The following is a 20144-nucleotide window of genomic DNA, read 5'->3' on the forward strand; positions in this document are numbered from 1 at the left end:
GCAACGGGCCGGCATTTCATGACAACAACAACGAGATTCGCGCATGAGCATGACCCGACGCCAGTTCCTCCAGGCCAGTGCCGCCACCGGCGCCCTGCTGTCGATGGACGCACTGGCCAGCTACCGTTATTCCTCAGGCGACAACGCCGCCCGGCTGGTGCCTCCGCCCGGCAGCGTAGACTGCCACATGCACCTCTACGACGACCGCTACCCGGCGGCCCCGGACGCCAAGCTGCTGCCGCCCAATGCCTCGCTGGCCGACTATCGACAGGTCCAGGAGCGCCTGCACCTGCGGCGCATGGTCATCGTCACGCCGTCGACCTATGGCACCGACAACCGCCTGCTGCTCGACGGGCTGCGCCAGGCCCAGGGCGAGGCCCGGGGAGTCGCCGTGGTGGATGGCAGCATCACAGACGCGCAACTGAACGAACTGCACGAGGCCGGCGTGCGTGGCATCCGCTTCAACCTCAGCTACGGAGGTGCCAGCCTCGACGACCTGGAGCGTCTGGCGGCGCGGGTCAACGAGCGTGGCTGGAACGTTCAGGTGGTCGCGCCCGGCAACCAGTTGCTGGAGCTGGAAACCCGCCTGGCGAACCTGCCTGCCAGGCTGGTCATCGACCATATGGGCCACGTCCCCCAGCCCGAAGGGGTGACCTCGCCGGCCTTCGCCACGCTGACTCGCCTGCTGGACAACCAGCGCACCTGGGTGAAGCTGTCCGGCCCCTACCTACGCTCGAAACAGGGTGCACCGGGATACCAGGACGTCGGCGCAGTCGCCCGCGAACTGGTGCGCATCAACCCGGAGCGGCTGGTGTGGGGCAGCGACTGGCCGCATCCGACGGTGAACCAGAACAAACCCGACGACGCCGCGATCCTCGACCTGCTGGCCGAGTGGGCACCCTCCAGCGAGGCTCGCACGCGAATTCTGCGGGACAACCCGGTCAGCCTTTACGACTTCGGCTAAGCCACTGCCTCATCTATGACCGTAAAAACCCGTAGGCGCCGCTTCAGCGGCGAAAGCACCAGGAAATTCACTGCATCTGTCGTGAACATGCGCTCGCTTCGCGGCTGAAGCCGCTCCTACCCGGCCTAACTGACCAGTATTGGCTTTAGCCGCAATACTGGCCCGGTGGGAGCGGCTTTAGCCGCGAAAGCGCCAGGAAATCCACTGCATCTGCTGTGACCATGCGCTCGCTTCGCGGCTGAAGCCGCTCCAATCTGGTCAAACTGAACAGCCTTGCGCCTAGCTGCGGTTGTCCTGAACCAGCATGGTCTGGATCTGCTGGGTGGCATGCCGCGTGCTCTGGGCCAGCTTCTTGACCTCGTCGGCCACCACCGCGAAGCCGCGCCCGACCTCACCCGCCCGTGCCGCCTCGATGGCGGCATTGAGGGCCAGCAGGTTGGTCTGCTCGGCGATGCCCTTGATCACCCCCACCACGGTGGAAATCTGCCCGTAGGTCGCTTCGTTCTGTTCGAGCATCTGCGCATGGCTGGCCTTCGCCGAGCGCTCGTCACTGATGTCCCGCACCGCCCCCATCACCCGCAGCAGTACCCCGTGAGCATCACGCTGGGCACGGCCACGCTCGCGACACCAGATGTAGCCACGGGTCTTGTGGCGCATGCGGAACTCGAACATGTACTCGCCGCTGCCACCGGGCAGGACAATTTCGCGCTCGAAGATGGCCATGACCTGCGGCAGGTCATCGGGGTGAGAGATGTTCACCTGGGCATCCCAGCCATCGGGCAGCTCCTGGCGCGTATAGCCCATCAGGCTGCGAAATGCATCGGAAATGCGCATGTCGCTGGCCGGATCGTCGATGCGCCCATTGGCCACGCGAATGTCCCAGAAGCCTTCGGTCAGGGTCGAATGCAGCAGTTCCCAGGAGGCATTCTCGTCCTGCTGGGCGCTCAGGGCCTGTTGCAACTGGCCGTTATGGGTCTGCAAGGCCGGCAATTGCTCCTGCAGATTCAGATGTTCGGCACGCAAGGCCTGCAGGGCCTCCCCCCGGGCATCCAGGTCGGCCTGCAGCGCGGCCCGCGCGGCTTCAGCCTGCTGTAGCTGCCGGGTCAGCGCCTCGCGCTGAAGCGCCAGGCGCTGCAAGTCAATGAGCAGTTGCGGGTGGTCACGCCACAGCGCGGCATCCGCCGCCAGCGCTGATTCGCCACCGGCCAGCCGCTGCAATACCTGGCTGAGTTCGTCGCCCCATCGTTTCTTGTTGTTGAACAGCATCTGCGCACCCCGGACGTGAAGAACACCAATACCGATCTGATCGCGGATCAGCCGACGCTGCATGTGCATGACTGCCAGATGGCTTGTATGCCTCTGCCAACGTCACCCATCCGCCACGCAGATTCGGGGCGCCACGTTTCAACGGCCGCGGATGACGGCCTGCAAAACGGCCTTGAAGGTTGCAATCTGCTCGTCGTTGAAGGCGCCGAACACCTTGTCCTGCTGCTCGCGTGCAATGCGCCACAAGGCTTCGGTTTCCTCCACGCCCCTGGGCGTCAGGCACACGCGCTCGTCGCGATCACAGACCAGTCCCTTGCGGCGCAGGTTGGCCACCGCCTCGTCGATCTCCAGCGCCGGCATGGCCACCTCGCGTTGCAGCTCGACCAGCCCCAGGCCGGCGTCGTTTTCCAGCACCATCAGCATGCGCGCCTCGCTGGTGCGCAGGCCGGTAGACAACTGGCGTGGCTGGTAACCAGCCTGGTAGGCGCGCAGTGCCTGGGTCATCAGGTAGTACAGGTTGTGCTGCAGACGCCCCTGGAAGTGGCTGCTCGGCGGCTGGCCTTCTTCACGCCGGGTCATGCGGGTGTGCGGCAGGACCATCGAATAGGCGCCCTGGTGGTACAGCAACGGGGCACGGCCGAAGTCATCGAAGGCCACCACCTTGCCGATCAGGATCCAGTGGTCGCCGCCGTCGAGCTGCTGGAATTTCTCGCAGTCGAAGCGCGCCGCGCAGTCCAGCAGCAGCGGCGAGCCGCCCACGCCAGCCTCATGGTCAATGCCGGCGAAACGGTCATCACGGGGCTTGGCGAAGTTGTTCGACAGGTCGATCTGGTCGGCTGCCAGGACGTTCACGGCGAAATGGCTGGCCTGGTCGAAGACCTCATGGCTGCCGGAGCGTTTGTCCAGGCTCCAGAGGATCAGCGGCGGGTCCAGGGACACCGAGTTGAAACTGTTGGCCGTGACGCCGACCTTCTGCCCGCCGGCATCGATGGCGGTGATCACCGTGACGCCGGTGGCGAAGTTGCCCAAGGCACGGCGGAAGGCCCGTGGATCGAACGTGCTGGCGGCAGCGGCAGGGGCGATGGATGCAGACATGCAAGACTCCCAGGCAACCGCACAGGGCTGCCCTGAAAAGAAGGATGGTGGATAGCGAGAGCAAACGCGAAGCGGTGCGCGGCCGAGCCGTTCAGACCATGCTCGGATCGGGCTCCAGGCCCATCAGCTCACGACCGAGAATCTGCGCACAGACGTCGTAGTCGGTGTAGGCATGGGCGCCGGTCATGTGCACGTCGCGGAACAGCCGCTGCATTTCGTTGGCTTCGAACCAGGCGGTGCCGCCCGCTGCCTCGAACAGACGGTCCACCGCCTGGATGCACATCTTCACCACATAACCCTGGTTGGTGCGCCAAAAGGCCAGGGTCTGCCGCGAGGGGTATTCGTGCCGCTCGCCATGCTCGGCATGCTCCTGCCAGGTCTTCTCCAGGAACGCGCGGGCCGCAGCCACCTGGTGGGTGGACTCGGCCAGGCGCATCAAGGCCGGGGTTGCGGTGCCGACACTGGCGCCGGTATAGGCGCGGACACGGTTCTGGGTCTTCTCGCGAAAGGCTTCCAGCATGCGCTCGGCGATCCCCAGGCTGATGGTCGAGAAACCACTGGCGAAATACGGCCGGTACGGCGCATAGAAGATCTTGCTGTCCGGGTACAGACCGAAACCGGCAGACTTGCCCTCCATCATGTCCTTGGCTTTCTGGATGCGATGCTCAGGTACGAAGGCCTTGTCGATGACCAGCGTCTTGGTGCCGCTGCCCTTCATGCCTGCCGCATACCAGTCGTCACGAATCTGATAGTCGCTGCGCGGCAGCACGGCGAAGCAGTAATCCTGAGCGCCTTCGGCATTCGGCCGACGAAAGCCGACGATGGCCCATTCGGCATGGTCACTGCCGCTGCTCCAGCCCATTTCACCGCTGAACAGTACGCCGCCGTCGACCTCCTCGGTACGCCCGAACGGCGCGATGCTGCTGCTGGCAGTGGCGTCCGGGTTCTCGCCCCACACCTCGTCCTGCAGGCGCGCCGGAAACATCGCCAATTGGTGGCTGTGGGTGCACAGCAGGCTCATGGCCCAGGCGGTACTGGCGCAAGCGCCGGCCAGCAGCGCAATGCAGTCACCGAACTGCGGCAGGGAGATTTCCAGGCCGCCGTAGTGGCGTGGCTGGAAGGCCCGGTGCAGGCCGATGCGTTTGAGCAAGGCAATGTTCTCGGCAGGTACGCTGCGCGCCTGTTCGGCCTTGGCCGCATTGGCGGCGATTTGCGGAAGGACGGAGCGCAGGTCTTCGAGCAAGGGGTTGGGCTTTTTCATGAGCAGGCTCTGCTTATTATTGGAAGGACTCTTCACCGGCAGGACCGGCCACAGGCCTTGTCCATCGGGCCCTGCCCAGTGGTGATGGGGCCAGTATGGGCGCCACCCCGAACCTGGAAAATGCACCTTCCGGGCGGAAGATTGCACTTTTCACAGCCCCCATCGCGCAACACGCCGCTGCATCTGGCAGCCACGGACAAGCCCGCGACAGGCTCGGTCAAGCTTGCCAGGAGGCCGGCACGTACCCTGCTGGCGTGCCTTTTCAATTTTGCTCTCCGCCTGCCTGAGGTAATCCCCGTGTCCGACATTCCATTGCTTCCCCAGGTCCGCGCGTTCCTCGAACGCGACCACGGACTGTTCATCCACGGGCGCAGCGTCAGCGCCCAGTCGAGCCAGCGCATCGAGGTGGTGAACCCCGCCGACGCGCAGGTCATCGCCCGTGTCAGCGATGCGGGCGAGGCGGATATCGACGCTGCGGTGGCCTCCGCGCGCCAGGGTTTCACCGCCTGGTCACAGACCGCTCCGGCGCTGCGCAGCAGCGTGTTGCACAAACTCGCCGACCTGCTGGAGCAACACGCCGAGGAACTCGCGCAGCTGGAGACGCTGCAGTCGGGCAAGATCATCCAGATCTCGCGGGCCTTCGAAGTCGGCCAGGCCGCGCACTTCCTGCGCTACTTCGCTGGCTGGGCCACCAAGATCACCGGGCAGACCATCACCCCGTCATTGCCTTCGTTCAACGGGGAGCAGTACACCGCCTATACGTTGCGCCAACCGATCGGCGTGGTGGTCGGCATCGTGCCGTGGAATTTCTCGACCATGATCGCCATCTGGAAGCTGGCCTCGGCGCTGACCACCGGCTGCAGCGTGATCATCAAGCCCAGCGAATTCACCCCGCTGACCATTTTGCGCATCGCCGAACTGGGCATCGAAGCGGGGCTGCCGGCCGGCGCGCTGAACGTGGTCACCGGCCTGGGCAAGGTGGGTCAGGCACTGATCGAGCACCCCGGCACCGACAAGGTGTCGTTCACCGGCTCGGTGCCCACCGGCATCGCGGTGGGCAAGACCGCCTTCGGTGCCAACCTGACCCGCGCCACCCTGGAGCTGGGTGGCAAGAACTCGGTGGGTTTTCTGCCTGACGTGGACATCGACAAAGCCGTGGCTGGCGCCATCGAAGCGGGCTTTCTGCATTCGGGGCAGATCTGCGCCGCCGGCGAGCGTTTCTTCGCCCCGCGCCAGCGCATCGATGAACTGATGGAAAAACTCAGCCAGCGCCTCGCCGCGCTGAAGATCGGCTCGCCGCTGGACGAAGGTACCGAGTTCGGCCCGGTCACCAACCGCATTCATCAGCATAAGCTCGGGCAGTTCTTCGAGCGGGCACGGGCCGAGCAGTGCACCATCGTGCATGGCGGTCGGCTGCTCGACCGCGAAGGCTTCTATGTCGAGCCCACGGTGATCCTCGCCCGCTCGCTGGACGACACGCTGCTCAAGGAAGAGACCTTCGGCCCCATCGCCACCTTCCTGCCCTACGATGACGAAGAAGAACTGCTGGCGATGATGAATGGCACGCCCTACGGCCTGAGCGCCAGCCTGTGGACCAACGACCTGGGCAAGGCGCTGCGCATGGTGCCGCGCATCGAGGCCGGTACGGTATGGGTGAACATGCACACGCTGCTCGACCCGGCGGTGCCGTTCGGCGGTATCAAGGCCTCGGGAATCGGCCGGGAATTCGGTTCGGCGTTCATCGATGACTACACCGAGTTGAAGTCGGTGATGATTCGTCACTGAGCACCCAACCGGCTGAAGCGCTCCCAGCCGGGATCCGCTTCGGCCGGGATTGGGCTGGGCGGCTGAAGCCGCTCCAGGCCAAGCGCTGGCCGGTCTGTCAGACCGCCACGGGCATGGTGAAACGGAACTCGCTGCCCTGCCCGACTTCGCTTTCGGCGGTGATCACACCGCCGTGAGCCTTGACGATGCCCTGCGAGATGTACAGCCCCAGGCCGGTACCGGTGGGATTGTTGTCTTTCAACGTCCAGTAACGGTCGAAGATGAACGGCAGCTGGTCGGGCGCAATGCCTTCGCCGCAATCGCGCACGCTGAACAGCACATGGTCACCATGGGCTTGTGCGGTCACGGTGATCTGCCCCTGTTTGGGGGTGAACTTGATGGCGTTGCCGATCAGGTTCGACAACACCTGGAACAGCCGCTCCGGGTCGGCATTCACCGTCAGCGCCTGGCCCGGCAGAAACACCAGGTCGATGGCCTTGTCCAGCGCCAGCGGTGCCAGCAGCGTATAGGCCTCTTCGAAGATCTGCGTGACCTCCAGCGGCCTGGGTGAAATGGTGTAGCGCCCGGCTTCGATCTTCGAAGTGTCGAGCAGGTCTTCGAGCAGCACGTTCATGCGGCTGGCGGCCTGCTGCATGGTGTCGATGGCTGACGAAATGCGCCGCGACGTGTGCGGCCCCTCCGAGCTGAACGACTTCTGCATCATGCCGCAGAGCATGGAAATCACCGTCATCGGGTTGCGCAGGTCGTGGGACACTACCGCCACCAGGTCGTCGCGCGCTCTCACCGCCTGCTGCTCGCGGCGTACCTGGCGCGCCAGATCGTCTTCCAGGGCCGAGCGACGCAGGTCATTGGCGGCGAATACGTCGCCATGGCTCCAGCGCGTGGCGATGCCGGTCATCTCCACCTTCCAGATTTCGAACGAAGTGCGCGGACGCAGGCGCATGCCGGCCTCGGAATCGCACATGTCCAGCGGCTTCTCCGGGTTGCCGCTCCACGCCAGGCTCTCCTTCACCTCCTGGCGGAACCACAGCACGCCGTTGTCCACCGGCTTGGGCAAGCTCATTGCCAGCACCCCGCTGGCGACGTTCTGGTAGGCCTCTGCGGCGGCATACAGGCTGGATAGATGATGACTGGCGAACACCGGCTCGTTGCGCGCCATCAGCCAGGCGTGCAGGGCGCGGATCTGCGCCGGCTCCGGGCAGCTGCCATGGCAATGCAGGCGCGAGCCCTCGATGATCGCCACGCCGGTGGCGTCGACCAGCTGCATGAGCAGCTCGGGCTGGGCCGCCAGGCCGTCGAAGACATTCTCTTCGGCATCGATCATGCCCCGGTTGAGCTGGCTCAGGGTATGCAGCTTGGCATCGCGCTGACGGCTGACCTCAAGGGCCTCCATGGCGCTGATCTGCAGCGACAGCACCTGCCCCAGGGTCTGGCAGGCGATGCGCAGTTCATGGGGCACATACAGCGGGGTGCGGTGACCGCAGGTGATCAGCCCCCACAGCCTGTCGCCCTTGAGCAGCGACACGCTCATGGACGACAACACGCCCATGTTGCGCATGTACTCGCAATGCACCGGCGACACGCTGCGCAACGTGGCGAACGTCATGTCCAGAGGCTGGCCGGTGTCGGGCCGCAACTGCGGCACCATGTCCACGGCGGTATAGGACGCATCGGGGATGATCCGCAACCAGTTGCGCCGATACAGCTCGCGGGCCTGCTCGGGGATGTCAGACGCTGGGAAGAACAGCCCGTTGTAGAGCTCCATGTCCGGCGAAGAGGCTTCAGCGATCACCTGACCGTGCCCGGCCTCTTCGAAACGGTAGACCAGTACACGGTCGTAGCCGGTGAGTTTCTGGATTTCGCGGACGCAGGCTTCATACAGTGCCGGCAGGGTCGGCGCCGCTTGCAAGGTGCGCAACATGCGCCCCAGGTTGTGAGTCAGGCCCTTGTCATTGAGTGACTGATGGTGCGTGTCCTGGCGTTCCAGTTCCAGCACCAGCACGCCGTCGTGACGATGCAGCAGGGCTTCGAACGCCACACCGTTGAGGGTCATGAGGATCTGCGCCGCATCACCCAGAGAGGCGCTCTGGCTGGCCTGGGCCACCGCAGCCGCCGCGTCGGCGCCGATCAAGCGGGCCAGCGGCTGGCCGAGTACCTGCTCTGGGCGCTGGTCGAGCAGCGTTTCGATATTGGCGCTGACCTGCAGCAGCTCGTGCCCCGGTTCGCTGAGGGTCAGCAGCACACCGTGGGGCTGGATGGCGCCGGGAAACTGAATCGGCTCGCTGGCGCAGTTGGCCAGCAGCCGTTTGAAGGTGGCGCGGTCGATCTGACTCAAGAAAGGACCTCCCGTTGCTCGAGCCACTGCTCGAAACAGCTGAACGTGGATTCAGCCGCCAACGCCGCGGCATGCTGGAAGAGCGGATCGAAAGGCTGCACCGCCAGCAGGTTGAGAAATGCCTTCCAGTGCCGTCCGGTATCACGACCGTAAACATCGAGGAATGCGGCGCCGTTGTGCTCGTCCAGCCCCAGGCGGGCGTGCATTTCTCGGCGCAGCACCTGGCCACCCAGTGTCGCGCCCTCAACAACGTATAGCACACCCAGGCAGGCGGCCTGGCTGTCGATCACCGGCAGGCTCTGACACAGCGGCAATTGCGCACGCACCTGGGCATCGTCACCGAGGGCCTGCAGGTCACGCAGCAAGGCCGGCAGCTTGCGGCGCTCGGCGAGATCCAGCCCGGCGGGAACCCACCCGCTGCTCGCCAGGGCGGCCTCGAGGGGGGCGTAGAAGCCGTAATAGGCACGCACCAGGCGCTGATACAGAAGGAGGTCGAGGCGGCTGGAAAAAAACGGCATGCGTTTCTCCAGCCTGGTGTGCAAGGGGCCCGTACGGGCCCTCAAGGCATCGAGGACCGAGGGTGAATCCAGGCAAGAGGGGGTTGCCGACATCCGGTAAGGCTCTCAGGGAGTTGGACTGCGAAACGCGTCCCAGCGATATGAAGGGCCACGATACAGACAATGCCAAATGGCCGACAGTTTTTTATATGCCCGATGTCGGCAGGCTATCGAGCCGCAGGTATATCCGCGTACAGGGGCGGCTGCAGTTGTCTGGCGAATCTCATCAACTGAGTTTGCGCGCGCAGACTCTGACCAAGACTGTGGAGAAACACCGGGTGTCGAGCGAAACAGGCGCTGGCCAGCGGTTCGGCACCACAGAGCTGGCGAAAAACACGCACCCGCCGCAGGCGCTGCAAGACTTCCTCAGGCACCTGTGCACAAGCTGACAGCGCCCCCGAAGGCCGCCCGCAGCCGCCGACAATCAAACGTTCAAGCTGCTCGGCGCCTACGCTGTGCAGGGTGGTCGAGTCGTGCTCGTCGATGATCAATCGGCAGCCGGAACGCTCCGTGTGGCAGCATTCGTCGAAGCCGGAGACCACCAGCCTGGCCGAGGCTTCATGGCTGCGCATCGCCTGACGCAAAGCCTGGCAGACTGCCACACTGGCCCAGGCACGGTCCGTGTCCGACAGGTTGACCCCCGCCTGCTCGGCCTGGATGGCGCATTCCGGGTGGCGCAGCACGTCTCCCGGCGCAGCACTGAGCAGATGGCTGGTCCACGCCAGGCACACTCCATTGCCCAAGGCCCTTTGCCGACCTCGTCGGATAGCCTCCAGGGCCGCCTGCAACTGCGCCACACTGAAGCACAGGCTGGCGTTGACCGCATGCCCGGTGGCAACCAGTTCCTCGATGACTTCACACCCCGCGACGCTGAGCGGAATGCTGGTCATGACGTTGGGCATCAGGTTGGACAGTTCCCTGGCACGCCTGAACAGGGCGGCCGGGCTGTACATCTCGCTCGGTTCGACTTCCACCACCATCCAGCCCTGCTGCGCGTGGCTGCGCTGCCAGGCCTTGAACAGCATTTCGGCCCCTTCGCGTACTGCCGCCTCATACAGCGTTCGGTGAACCGGCGCAGGACTCACCAGCCGGTTCCACTGGCGTGCACGTCGGGACCAGTGCTGGGCGTTGGCAACGATACTCGCGGTGATGGAAGCAATGCTGGTCAGGGCGCCTGCGATACCCACCTCAGCCGATGCGCTATCGAGGGGGGCCAGGGTTTCGATGCATTCCTGCGAACTTGGGTAGTTATCGAGCATGCGCATGCGGAACAGCGGATAACCCTCGGGTGTTCCGGCCCACCAAAGTGTCGGGTGTGTCGCGCCTCGAAGCGCCTTGGTACATAGGCCATGCGATTCCATGCACAAATGCCTTTTTATATGAATACGCGTTAAGTAATCGAGGCCGCGCGCCCGTGCGTACAGCCCAGGTTAAATAGGCAGTCAATATGCTACGAGTGAATAATCCAGGATACGGGCATGAATAACAGACACCGTCAGACCTTTTATGATGAACGAGCAGGCCGTCAGCACAACGTGGAGCAGGAACTCCACCTGAAAAGCCCGAGGCTTATGTTTTTCGGTGTCCAGAAAAGGTTGTCTGACGACAAGAATGTCCAAGTGTCGGCTCACTGTCAAATACTAATCTGCAAGCACGAATATAACAACCTGATACATTCAGAACTTGATAATGCGCCAAAGAAGACAATGCCACCGCAGCACTTTCGACCCAACGAACATCGACATAACCCTCACTTGAGGGTTATGTCGCAATCAAGAGCCCCCCAAATAAAGACTTGCTTGCCCCTCATATAATCATACAAGCACTGACTAGGTACGCCGACCTTGTTATTACCGACGCGTCCACAAAGAGGCGAAGGGGGAAGAACATGCAAGCGCGGGCAACATAGGGCCGTCTACCGCCACCCGATCGTGTGGGCGCCCACCCAATCCAGGGGCCCCTCTTGTATGTCCAGTCAGCATGCCTACGCAGAGCATCGGGCCGGTTCGAAAGCGCGTTGCTCGAGAGCCTCGCCAGATCGCTCGAACCGGCTGTAACAGATTATGCGGGCAGCGCTGTCAGGCGTTCTCGACCCGAGTGTGGTGGTTGGCCGCCGGCTTGCGACGCAGGAAGGCGATGAACAGAATCGCACCGGTCACCGCAGCGGTCAGCAGGGTTTCGTAACGGTAGCTCGGGCTGACCAGCATATAGCCCAGCACCAGGGTGATGAGGCCGATGACGAACCAGGTCAGCCATGGGAACAGCCACATCTTGAAAGCGATCTCGGTGCCTTCACGCTCCATGATGGCGCGCATGCGCAGTTGGGAAATGGCGATCACCAGGTACACCAGCAAGGCGATGGCGCCGGTGGTCGACAGCAGGAAGCCGAAGACCTGCCCAGGGAAGGCATAGTTGACGAAGCAGCCCACGAAGCCCGCCAGGGTCGACAGCACCACCGCCACCGTCGGTACCCCGCTGCCGGACACCCGGCGCACCGACTCGGGCGCCTCGCCACGTGCTGCCAGGGAATAGAGCATGCGCGAGGCAGTGTACAGCCCGGAATTCATGCAGCTGGTAACCGCGACGAACACCACGATATCCACCGCCAGTTTGGCACCCGGCACATTGAGCACTTCGAGCACGCGCTGGAACGACCCGACCTTGACCAGCGCCGGATCATTCCAGGCCACCAGCGAGACGATGAAGAAGATCGAGAACAGGTAGAAGATCGCAATGCGATAGACCACCAGATTGGTGGCGCGGCGAATCTTGTCCTTGGGGTTGGCCGTTTCATCGGCGGCGATGGTGACGATCTCGGCGCCGAAAAACGAGAAGATGGTCACCAGCACGCCGCCCAGCACCGCGCCAAAGCCGTTGGGCATGAAACCGCCGCTCTGCCACAGGTGCTGCACGCCGGACACCTCGGCCAGCGGCCAGATACCGAGCACAGCCGCCGAACAGATACCGATGAACGCCAGAATCGCCACCACCTTGACCAGCGCGAACCAGTACTCGAATTCGCCGAAGTTCTTCACGCTGACCAGGTTGGTGGCCGACAGCACGATCATGATCAGGAAGGCAAACAGCCAGGACGGTACGGCCGGCATCCACGCATGCAGAATGTCCGCACCCGCGATGGCTTCGACCGGGATGATCAGCACCCAGAACCACCAGTACAGCCAGCCGATGGTAAAACCGGCACGCGGTCCGATGGCGCGGGCGGCATAAGTGGAGAACGAGCCGCTGTCCGGGTTGGCGACGGCCATTTCGCCAAGCATGCGCATCACCAGCAACACCAGGGTGCCAGCGATCAGGTAAGAGATCAGGATCGCCGGGCCGGCCTTGGCGATGGCATTGGACGAACCGATGAACAGGCCGGCACCAATGATCCCGGCAATCGAAATCATCGACACCTGGCGCGAGGTCAGGCCGTGCTTGAGTGAGCGGTGCTCGTTCTTGTTGTGTGGTGTAGCCATGGTGTTTCCTCAAGGTGAACGTCACCCCCGCAGGCAGCCGAAAGCCGCGTCGCGCGATGGGGGCACGTATACGGGTAAGCGATGTACAGGCCCTGAGGCAGGGCCGGGTCATTGGCTCAGGCGCGGCCTGCCGAGCAGCAGGTCGCGCACGCTCCTGGGGTCAGAGCACCACGCGCAGGCACTGTCCGGCATGGTAAAGCATGAAGCCCGCCTCGTAGCCCAGGCTGCGCAAGGCGTTGCCTGGCGCCGGCTGACTGGTCGAGAAGGAGACCGGAAGGGCCTGGGGATCGTTATCGCCGAGCAGGTAGTCGGCGAAACACTTGCCCACCAGCGTGCCGGTGGTCACCCCGCGACCATTGAAGCCGGTGGCCGCCAACAGGCCGGGAGCCGGTTCCAGAAGTCGCAGCAGGTGGTCCGGGGTAAAGCCGATACGCCCGGTCCAGGTGCACTCCCACTCCACTTGGTTGCCCAGTTGCGGAAAGTAATGCTGCTGAATGCGGTCGGCCCACTGGCGGATGAACCACAGCGGATAGTTGCCGGCATTGCCCAGGCTGCCCAGCACCAGGCGCCCCTGGGCATCACGACGGATGCTGCTCAGCACCGTGCGGGTGTCCCAGGAACCCTGGCCGCCCTTGAGGATCTCGGCCTGGGCGGCGCCCTCCAGTGGCACGGAAGCGACCTGGTAGTAATAACCGGCGAATATGTGGCGCTGAACCTCGGTCCAGTCACCTTCGGTATAGGCATTGGAGGCGATGATGACCTTCTCGGCCTGCACGCTGCCACCGGCGGTGCTCACCTGCCAGCCGTCGGCGGTGCGCCGCAGTCCGCTGACCGGTGACTCGCCATACAGCTCCCCGCCCCTGGCCGCCACATTGAGCGCCAGCCCGGAGACATAAGCCATGGGATTGACGGTGCCAGCGCGGTGGTCCAGCACGGCCCCGGCGATGCGGTCGGTACCGCAGGCGTCTTCACAGGCCTTGCCGGTCAGCAGCTCCACCGGCGCACCGCGCCGCTGCCATTGCTCGACACGGCTGCGCAGGTCGGCCAGGCCCTTGGCGTTATGCGCCATGTGCAGGGTGCCGGTGCGGGTGTCCTGGCAGTCGATGCCGTACTTGTCGATGGTGGCGAACACCAGTGCCGGCGCGGCGCCCAGGGCGGTGTTCAGACGCGTGGCCTCGGCACTGCCGAGCACCTTCTCCAGTTCGTCCGGGGCGACCCAGGTGCCGGCATTGACCAGGCCGACATTGCGACCCGAGCCGCCGTGACCGACCTGGTGCGCCTCTACGACTACCACCGACTTGCCGCCTTCGAGCAGGCGCAAGGCGGCCGACAGGCCGGTAAAGCCGGCGCCGATGATGCACACATCAGCGCTGCGCTCGCCGGTCAACGGCGGATGCGCGGGGCGTTGCGGGGTCAGCTGTTCCCAGAGACACCCCTGTTTGAGTTGCGCCATTGAAAAACCCCAGAGCGATCAACGTGGCGGCAATCCAGAGCGAACGGCTTCAGCCGCCCGCCCTGAAGACAAAAAAAAGACCGGGGTCCGTCAGGAGCCCGGCCTGGCAACACTTCAGTCGAACACGATGCCCTGGGCCAGCGGCAGTTCACGGGAATAGTTGACGGTGTTGGTCTGGCGGCGCATGTAGGCTTTCCAGGCATCGGAGCCGGACTCACGCCCGCCACCGGTTTCCTTCTCCCCGCCGAAAGCGCCGCCGATTTCTGCACCGCTGGTGCCGATGTTGACGTTGGCAATGCCGCAGTCGCTGCCGGCCGCGCCCTGGAAGGCTTCGGCTTCACGCACGTCGGTGGTGAAGATGCACGACGACAGGCCCTGCGGCACTTCGTTGTTCAGGCGCAGCGCTTCTTCGAAATCGTCGTAGGCCAGCACGTAGAGGATCGGTGCAAAGGTCTCGTGGCGTACCACCTCGCTCTGCGCAGGCATCTCGGCAATGGCCGGCGAAACGTAGTAGGCGTTGGGATAGCGATCGGTCAGCTGACGCTCGCCACCGAACACCTGGCCACCTTCGTCGCGCGCCTTGGTCAGGGCATCCTGCATGGCGGTGAACGCCTGCTTGTCGATCAGCGGGCCGATCAGGTTGCCTTCGCGAGGGTCGCCGATGCGTACCTTGCCGTAGGCGGCCTTGACCCGTGCCACCACCTCGTCCTTGATCGAGCGATGCACGATCAGGCGACGCAGGGTGGTGCAGCGTTGACCGGCAGTACCCACGGCGCTGAACAGGATGCCACGCACGGCCAGGTCGAGGTCGGCGCTCGGGGCAAGGATCATGGCGTTGTTGCCGCCCAGCTCGAGGATGGTACGGCCGAAGCGTGCGGCGACACGCGGGCCGACTTCACGGCCCATACGGGTGCTGCCGGTGGCGCTGACCAGCGGTACGCGCGGGTCATCGACCAGCACTTCGCCTGCTTCACGGTCACCGATGATCAGCTGCGCCAGGCCTTCAGGCGCGTCGCTGCCGAAGCGCTTGAGCGCCTTGTCCAGCAGTGCCTGGGATGCCAGGGCGGTCAGCGGGGTCTTTTCCGAAGGCTTCCAGAGCACGGCGTTGCCGGCCACCAGGGCCAGGGCGGTGTTCCAGGCCCAGACCGCCACCGGGAAGTTGAACGCGCTGATCACCCCGACCACACCCAGCGGGTGCCAGGTTTCACGCATGTGGTGGCCGGGGCGCTCGGAGGCGATGGTCAGACCGTAGAGCTGGCGCGACAGGCCGACGGCGAAGTCGCAGATGTCGATCATTTCCTGCACTTCGCCCAGGCCTTCCTGGGTGATCTTGCCGGCCTCGATGGACACTAGCTCGCCCAGCTCGGCCTTGTGCTCACGCAGCACCTCACCAAAGATCCGCACCAGTTCGCCGCGACGCGGTGCCGGCACGCTGCGCCATTTGAGGAAAGCATCGTGGGCGCTCTGCACCCGGGCAGTGACCTGCGCCTTGCCTTCCAGGCTGACGGAAGCGATCTGGCTGCCATCGATGGGGGTGTAGACGGCGTGCGCGCCGCCGGTGTAGGCATTCTTGTCCACGCCCAGACTTTCCAAGAGTTTGGCAACCACGGTGATGTTCTCCTGCCTTGTGAGACGGTTGGGAATCATTGATGCCGGTCAGTATCGATCTACATTGTCCAGCGTCACAAACGACGATTTAGAAAAACATGATTCCTTTTTGGAATGTTGTCGATCATTCACAGCGCACGCTCGACCGCTGGCGTGCAGCAGCATAACCTCTGTAGTTTTTTTCTCGACCTCTGCAGGAACTCCACGATGTCCAAGCGCCTGATGCCCTCGACCACCGCCCTGCAATGCTTCGAGGCAGCGGCCCGGCATCTGAGCTTCACCCGCGCCGCCCAGGAGCTGCACCTGACCCAGAGCGCGGTCAGCAAGCAGGTGGCGCAGCTCGAGGAAATGCTCTGCCACCCGCTGTTCCAGCGCGTGCGCCGGCGCCTGCACCTGACCCCGGCCGGTGAGCTGTACATGGCCGAGGTGAACAAGATCCTCACCCAGGTCGACATTTCCAGCCGCTACATCCTCACCTATGGCGGCGAGACCGAGGTCCTGAAAATCGCGACCCAGCCGACCTTCGGCGACCGCTGGCTGATCCCCAACCTCAAGGGCTTCGGTGCGCTCAATCCGGGTATCCACCTGGATATCCGCAGCGAACTGGAACCCTTCGACCTGGTGCGCGCCAAGGCCGACGTGGCGTTCTTCTTCGGCCAGGGCACCTGGCCGGGTGCAACCTGCATCGAGCTGTTCAAGGAAGAGGTGGTGCCGGTCTGTGCACCGGAGGTCCTCACCCGCCACGTCTTCGAGAGCGCCGCGGCGCTGACCCGCCATACCCTGCTGCAATGCACCTCGCGCCCGGAGGCCTGGCACGAGTGGTTCCTGCAACAGGACCTGCACTCGCAGAACAGCTACCACGGTCCGCGCTTCGACACCTTCTACATGTGCATCCGCGCCGCCCAGGCCGGCTGCGGCATCGCCCTGGTGCCGCGCTACCTGGTCAACGAGGAACTCGCCGAAGGCAAGCTGGTGATTCCCTGGAATCATCCTCTGCCCAGCGACGGCTCGCACTTCCTGGCGCATGCCGAACATGCCGCTCAGGTGCCCAAGGTCAAGGCGTTCGTGGACTGGATCAAGGCACGACTGGGCACCCCCGTGGCCTGAAAGGCGTTCGGTACATCCTGAATTATTGGAATGACTCGGCGAGTTTATTTCGTTTGCGGCGGGCGCCGGTTGTTCGCTTAGATAGCCAAAACGTCCACCACCTCAGGATGAACCATGTCTTCACCAGCCGCCCTTCCATCGCCCCTGCCCTGCGCCTTGCGCACGGAGCGTCGCCCATGACCCGCGCGAACATCAGCCAGTCGATCTCGGTGGTCCACCCGCTGACCCTGTCCCACGGCAAGAACGCCGAAGTCTGGGATACCTCGGGCAAGCGCTACATCGACTTCATGGGCGGCATCGGCGTGCTCAACCTGGGTCATTGCAACCCGGCGGTGGTACAGGCCATCCAGGCCCAGGCGGAAAAGCTCACGCACTACGCCTTCAACGCCGTTCCTCACGACCCGTACCTGCGTTTCATGGACCGCCTGGAAGCCTTCGTACCGGTCAGCTACCCGCTCAGCGGCATGCTCACCAACAGCGGCGCGGAAGCGGCGGAAAACGCCCTGAAGATCGTCCGTGCCGTGACCGGCCGCACGGCCGTGATCGCCTTCGACGGCGGCTTCCATGGACGCACCCTGGCGACCCTCAGCCTCAATGGCAAGGTCGCGCCCTATAAACAGAAGGTGGGCGTACTGCCCGGCGCGGTGTACCACGTGCCTTATCCGAGCAAGGACACCGGGGTGACCACCGAACAGGGGCTCAAGGCCATCGAGCGGTTGTTCAGCGTCGCAATCGATATCGATGAAGTGGCCTGTTTCATCATCGAGCCGGTGCAGGGCGAAGGCGGCTTCCTGGCGCTGGAGCCGGAGTTCGCCGTGGCCCTGCGCAAGCTGTGCGATGCGCATGGCATCCTGCTGATCGCCGACGAGATCCAGTCCGGTTTCGGCCGCACCGGCCAGCGCTTCGCCTTCACCCGCCTGGGCATCGAGCCCGACCTGATACTGCTCGGCAAGAGCATCGCCGGCGGCATCCCGCTGGGTGCGGTGGTCGGTCGCAAGACCCTGCTCGATACCCTCCCCAAGGGCGGCCTGGGCGGCACCTATTCCGGCAACCCGATTGGCTGCGCCGCCGGCCTGGCCTCGCTGGAACAGATGAGCGACGACAACCTGGCGCTCTGGGGCCAGCGCCAGGAACAGGCGATCGTCAATCGCTACCGCCGTTGGCAGGAAGCCCGCGTCTCGCCCTACCTGGGGCGTCTGACCGGCACTGGCTGCATGCGCGGCATCGAGCTGATGACCCCGCAAGGCACGCCGGGCAGCGCGCAACTGGCGCAACTGCTGGGCCTGGCCCGCGACGCTGGCCTGCTGCTGATGCCCAGTGGCAAGTCACGGCACATCATCCGCCTGCTGCCACCGCTGACCACCGAACCCGAGATCCTGGAGGAAGGCCTGGACATCTTCGAACGATGCCTGGCCGCCCTCGACTGAATACCCGTGAACCGATGACTGGAAATTGTCCGGAGACCCCATTGCGATGAGCACTGCACGCTTCGCCAGCCGCGACGAGATACGCGCCAGCTTTTCCCGCGCCATGTCGCAGATGTACCAACAGGAAGTTCCGCTGTACGGCACGCTGATGGAGCTGGTCGCCGAGACCAACCAGGGCGTGCTGGCCAACCAGCCTGCGGTGGCCGATAGCCTGCAACGCACCGGCGAGATCGAGCGCCTGGATATGGAGCGCCATGGCGCGATCCGTGTCGGCACGCCTGCGGAACTGGCGACCCTGGCACGGCTGTTCGCCGTGATGGGCATGCAGCCGGTGGGCTACTACGACCTGACTCCGGCCGGGGTGCCGGTGCATTCGACGGCCTTTCGCGCAGTGCATGAAGATGCCCTGCAGGTCAGCCCGTTCCGGGTCTTCACCTCGCTGCTGCGCCTGGAACTGATCGGCGACGCCCAGCTGCGCGCCTTCGCCGAGCAGGTACTGGCCAAGCGTTCGATCTTCACCCCCCGGGTGCTGGAACTGATCGAACAGAGCGAGCGCGACGGCGGCCTGAATGCCAGCGACGCAGAGGCATTCGTCCAGCAGGCGCTGGAGACCTTCCGCTGGCACAGCACCGCCACCGTGTCCCTTGCCGAGTACCAGCAGCTGCTGGCCCAGCATCGCCTGATCGCCGATGTGGTGGCCTTCCGCGGGCCGCACATCAACCACCTGACGCCACGCACCCTGGACATCGACACCGTGCAGAGCGGCATGCCGCGCAAGGGCATCACCCCCAAGGCGGTGGTCGAAGGCCCACCGCGGCGCCAGCATCCGATCCTGCTGCGTCAGACCAGCTTCAAGGCCCTGCAGGAGCCGATCACCTTCGTTGGCCAGGGGGTCAGCGAGTCGGGCAGTCACTCGGCGCGCTTCGGCGAGATCGAGCAGCGCGGCGCGGCACTCACCCCGCGTGGCCGGGCGCTGTACGACCAGTTGCTGAATGTGGCCCGCGACGAGCTGGGCGAGTTCCCCAACGAAGCCAACTCGGTGCGCTACGCCGAGCTGCTGGAGAAGACCTTCAAGGACTTCCCCGACGACCTGGACAGCATGCGGCGCCAGGACCTGGCGTACTTCCGTTATTTCCCTACGGCCAAAGGCATCGCGGCGGGCAGCGCCGGCCAACCGGCCAAGGACCTCGAAGGGCTGATCGCGGCCGGGCATATCGCGTTCGAACCGCTGGTGTACGAAGACTTCCTGCCGGTCAGCGCGGCCGGGATCTTCCAGTCCAACCTCGGTGATGACGCCCAGGCGCACTATCAGGGCAACTCCAACCGCGAGCAGTTCCAGCAGGCCCTGGGCCGCGAAACCATCGACGAACTGGCGCTATACGCCGACACCCAGCGCCGCTCGCTGCAGGACTGCGCCAACCGGCTGGGCCTGGCCGCGCTGGCTTGAGACTGGCGCATCGACAGGCCGCAAGGAACGCCCCTGCGGCCGGCTGGAGCCAATACAGTTCGATTAAGCGCTTTGCGGCTCGGTGGGAGCTTGCTCGCGAATGGCAGGCTATCTGGATCGGGTACACCCGCCGCAGCATCATGCCCTTTAGTCACCTTTCCGCCTTTACGGCGGGTTACTTTTGGTTTCGGCCAAAAGTAACCAAAAGCCATTGCTCCTGGCTTGGGTCTGCCCTACGGGCAGACTTCCCTCCTTCCGGCGCCATTCCAGGGGGCCGGCGCAATGGGCCGTCCCTGGCCCAGTGCGCCTAAGCCGGCTTCCCTGCCGGCTTACCCCCTTCCATGACACCTCCACTCGGCCTGC

The 20144-nt window shown here is 64.4% G+C and carries 14 protein-coding genes; 5 read left to right on the top strand and 9 right to left on the bottom strand.

From position 1 onward, the window contains the following. Window positions 1-43 precede the first annotated feature (43 nt). Window positions 44-964 carry an amidohydrolase family protein gene (locus tag QZ497_RS11520; protein WP_295474621.1) on the top strand — a complete coding sequence of 307 codons (921 nt, stop codon included), beginning with the start codon at window positions 44-46 and terminating at the stop codon, window positions 962-964. Window positions 965-1243: 279 nt separating this feature from the next. On the opposite strand, the gene QZ497_RS11525 is transcribed toward QZ497_RS11520, so the two are convergent. From QZ497_RS11525 to QZ497_RS11535, 3 genes are all read right to left on the bottom strand, one after another. After that, window positions 1244-2230 (bottom strand): methyl-accepting chemotaxis protein, encoded by a 987-nt coding sequence (locus QZ497_RS11525; protein WP_295474666.1) that lies wholly within the window; start codon window positions 2228-2230, stop codon window positions 1244-1246. 138 nt (window positions 2231-2368) lie between these two features. Next, window positions 2369-3325, bottom strand: a complete 957-nt coding sequence (locus tag QZ497_RS11530) for a p-hydroxyphenylacetate 3-hydroxylase reductase component (protein WP_295474624.1) — start codon at window positions 3323-3325, stop codon at window positions 2369-2371. 91 nt (window positions 3326-3416) lie between these two features. Beyond that, window positions 3417-4586 carry a p-hydroxyphenylacetate 3-hydroxylase oxygenase component gene (locus QZ497_RS11535; RefSeq protein WP_295474628.1) on the bottom strand — a complete coding sequence of 390 codons (1170 nt, stop codon included), beginning with the start codon at window positions 4584-4586 and terminating at the stop codon, window positions 3417-3419. A gap of 297 nt (window positions 4587-4883) precedes the next feature. Between QZ497_RS11535 and QZ497_RS11540 the strand changes: the two genes are divergently transcribed. Beyond that, window positions 4884-6371, top strand: coding sequence for an aldehyde dehydrogenase family protein (locus QZ497_RS11540; protein WP_295474631.1), 1488 nt, complete (start codon window positions 4884-4886; stop codon window positions 6369-6371). Between the two features lie 97 nt (window positions 6372-6468). Here QZ497_RS11540 and QZ497_RS11545 read toward each other — a convergent pair whose 3' ends face one another. The 6 genes from QZ497_RS11545 to QZ497_RS11570 form a co-directional block, all read right to left on the bottom strand. Next, entirely contained in the window at window positions 6469-8706 is a 2238-nt protein-coding gene (locus tag QZ497_RS11545) for an ATP-binding protein (RefSeq protein ID WP_295474633.1), read from the bottom strand. Beyond that, the gene (locus QZ497_RS11550) at window positions 8703-9317 is read right to left on the bottom strand and encodes a biliverdin-producing heme oxygenase (protein WP_295474636.1); all 615 of its coding nucleotides are present in this window, start codon (window positions 9315-9317) and stop codon (window positions 8703-8705) included. Before QZ497_RS11550 ends, QZ497_RS11545 begins: the two co-directional genes overlap by 4 nt. 113 nt (window positions 9318-9430) lie before the next feature. Next, window positions 9431-10528: a transaldolase family protein gene (locus tag QZ497_RS11555; protein ID WP_295474639.1), complete on the bottom strand. Its 1098-nt coding sequence runs from the start codon at window positions 10526-10528 to the stop codon at window positions 9431-9433. A gap of 813 nt (window positions 10529-11341) precedes the next feature. After that, complete coding sequence (locus QZ497_RS11560) at window positions 11342-12739, bottom strand: amino acid permease (RefSeq protein WP_295474641.1); 1398 nt, start codon at window positions 12737-12739, stop codon at window positions 11342-11344. Between the two features lie 160 nt (window positions 12740-12899). Next, window positions 12900-14192, bottom strand: coding sequence for an FAD-binding oxidoreductase (locus QZ497_RS11565; protein ID WP_295474643.1), 1293 nt, complete (start codon window positions 14190-14192; stop codon window positions 12900-12902). 114 nt (window positions 14193-14306) lie between these two features. Next, window positions 14307-15800, bottom strand: coding sequence for an aldehyde dehydrogenase family protein (locus QZ497_RS11570; RefSeq protein WP_295474646.1), 1494 nt, complete (start codon window positions 15798-15800; stop codon window positions 14307-14309). A gap of 207 nt (window positions 15801-16007) precedes the next feature. Here QZ497_RS11570 and QZ497_RS11575 point away from each other — a divergent pair, with 207 nt between their 5' ends. The 3 genes from QZ497_RS11575 (at window position 16008) to QZ497_RS11585 (ending at window position 19781) form a co-directional block, all read left to right on the top strand. Beyond that, window positions 16008-16907 (top strand): LysR substrate-binding domain-containing protein, encoded by a 900-nt coding sequence (locus QZ497_RS11575; RefSeq protein WP_295474649.1) that lies wholly within the window; start codon window positions 16008-16010, stop codon window positions 16905-16907. A 176-nt stretch (window positions 16908-17083) separates the two neighbouring features. After that, window positions 17084-18334 (top strand): aspartate aminotransferase family protein, encoded by a 1251-nt coding sequence (locus QZ497_RS11580; protein ID WP_295474652.1) that lies wholly within the window; start codon window positions 17084-17086, stop codon window positions 18332-18334. Window positions 18335-18380: 46 nt separating this feature from the next. Further along, window positions 18381-19781 carry a VOC family protein gene (locus QZ497_RS11585; protein WP_295474655.1) on the top strand — a complete coding sequence of 467 codons (1401 nt, stop codon included), beginning with the start codon at window positions 18381-18383 and terminating at the stop codon, window positions 19779-19781. Window positions 19782-20144: the final 363 nt, after the last annotated feature.

Source organism: uncultured Pseudomonas sp., assembly GCF_913777995.1.
In the GTDB taxonomy this organism is placed as follows: Bacteria; Pseudomonadota; Gammaproteobacteria; order Pseudomonadales; family Pseudomonadaceae; genus Aquipseudomonas.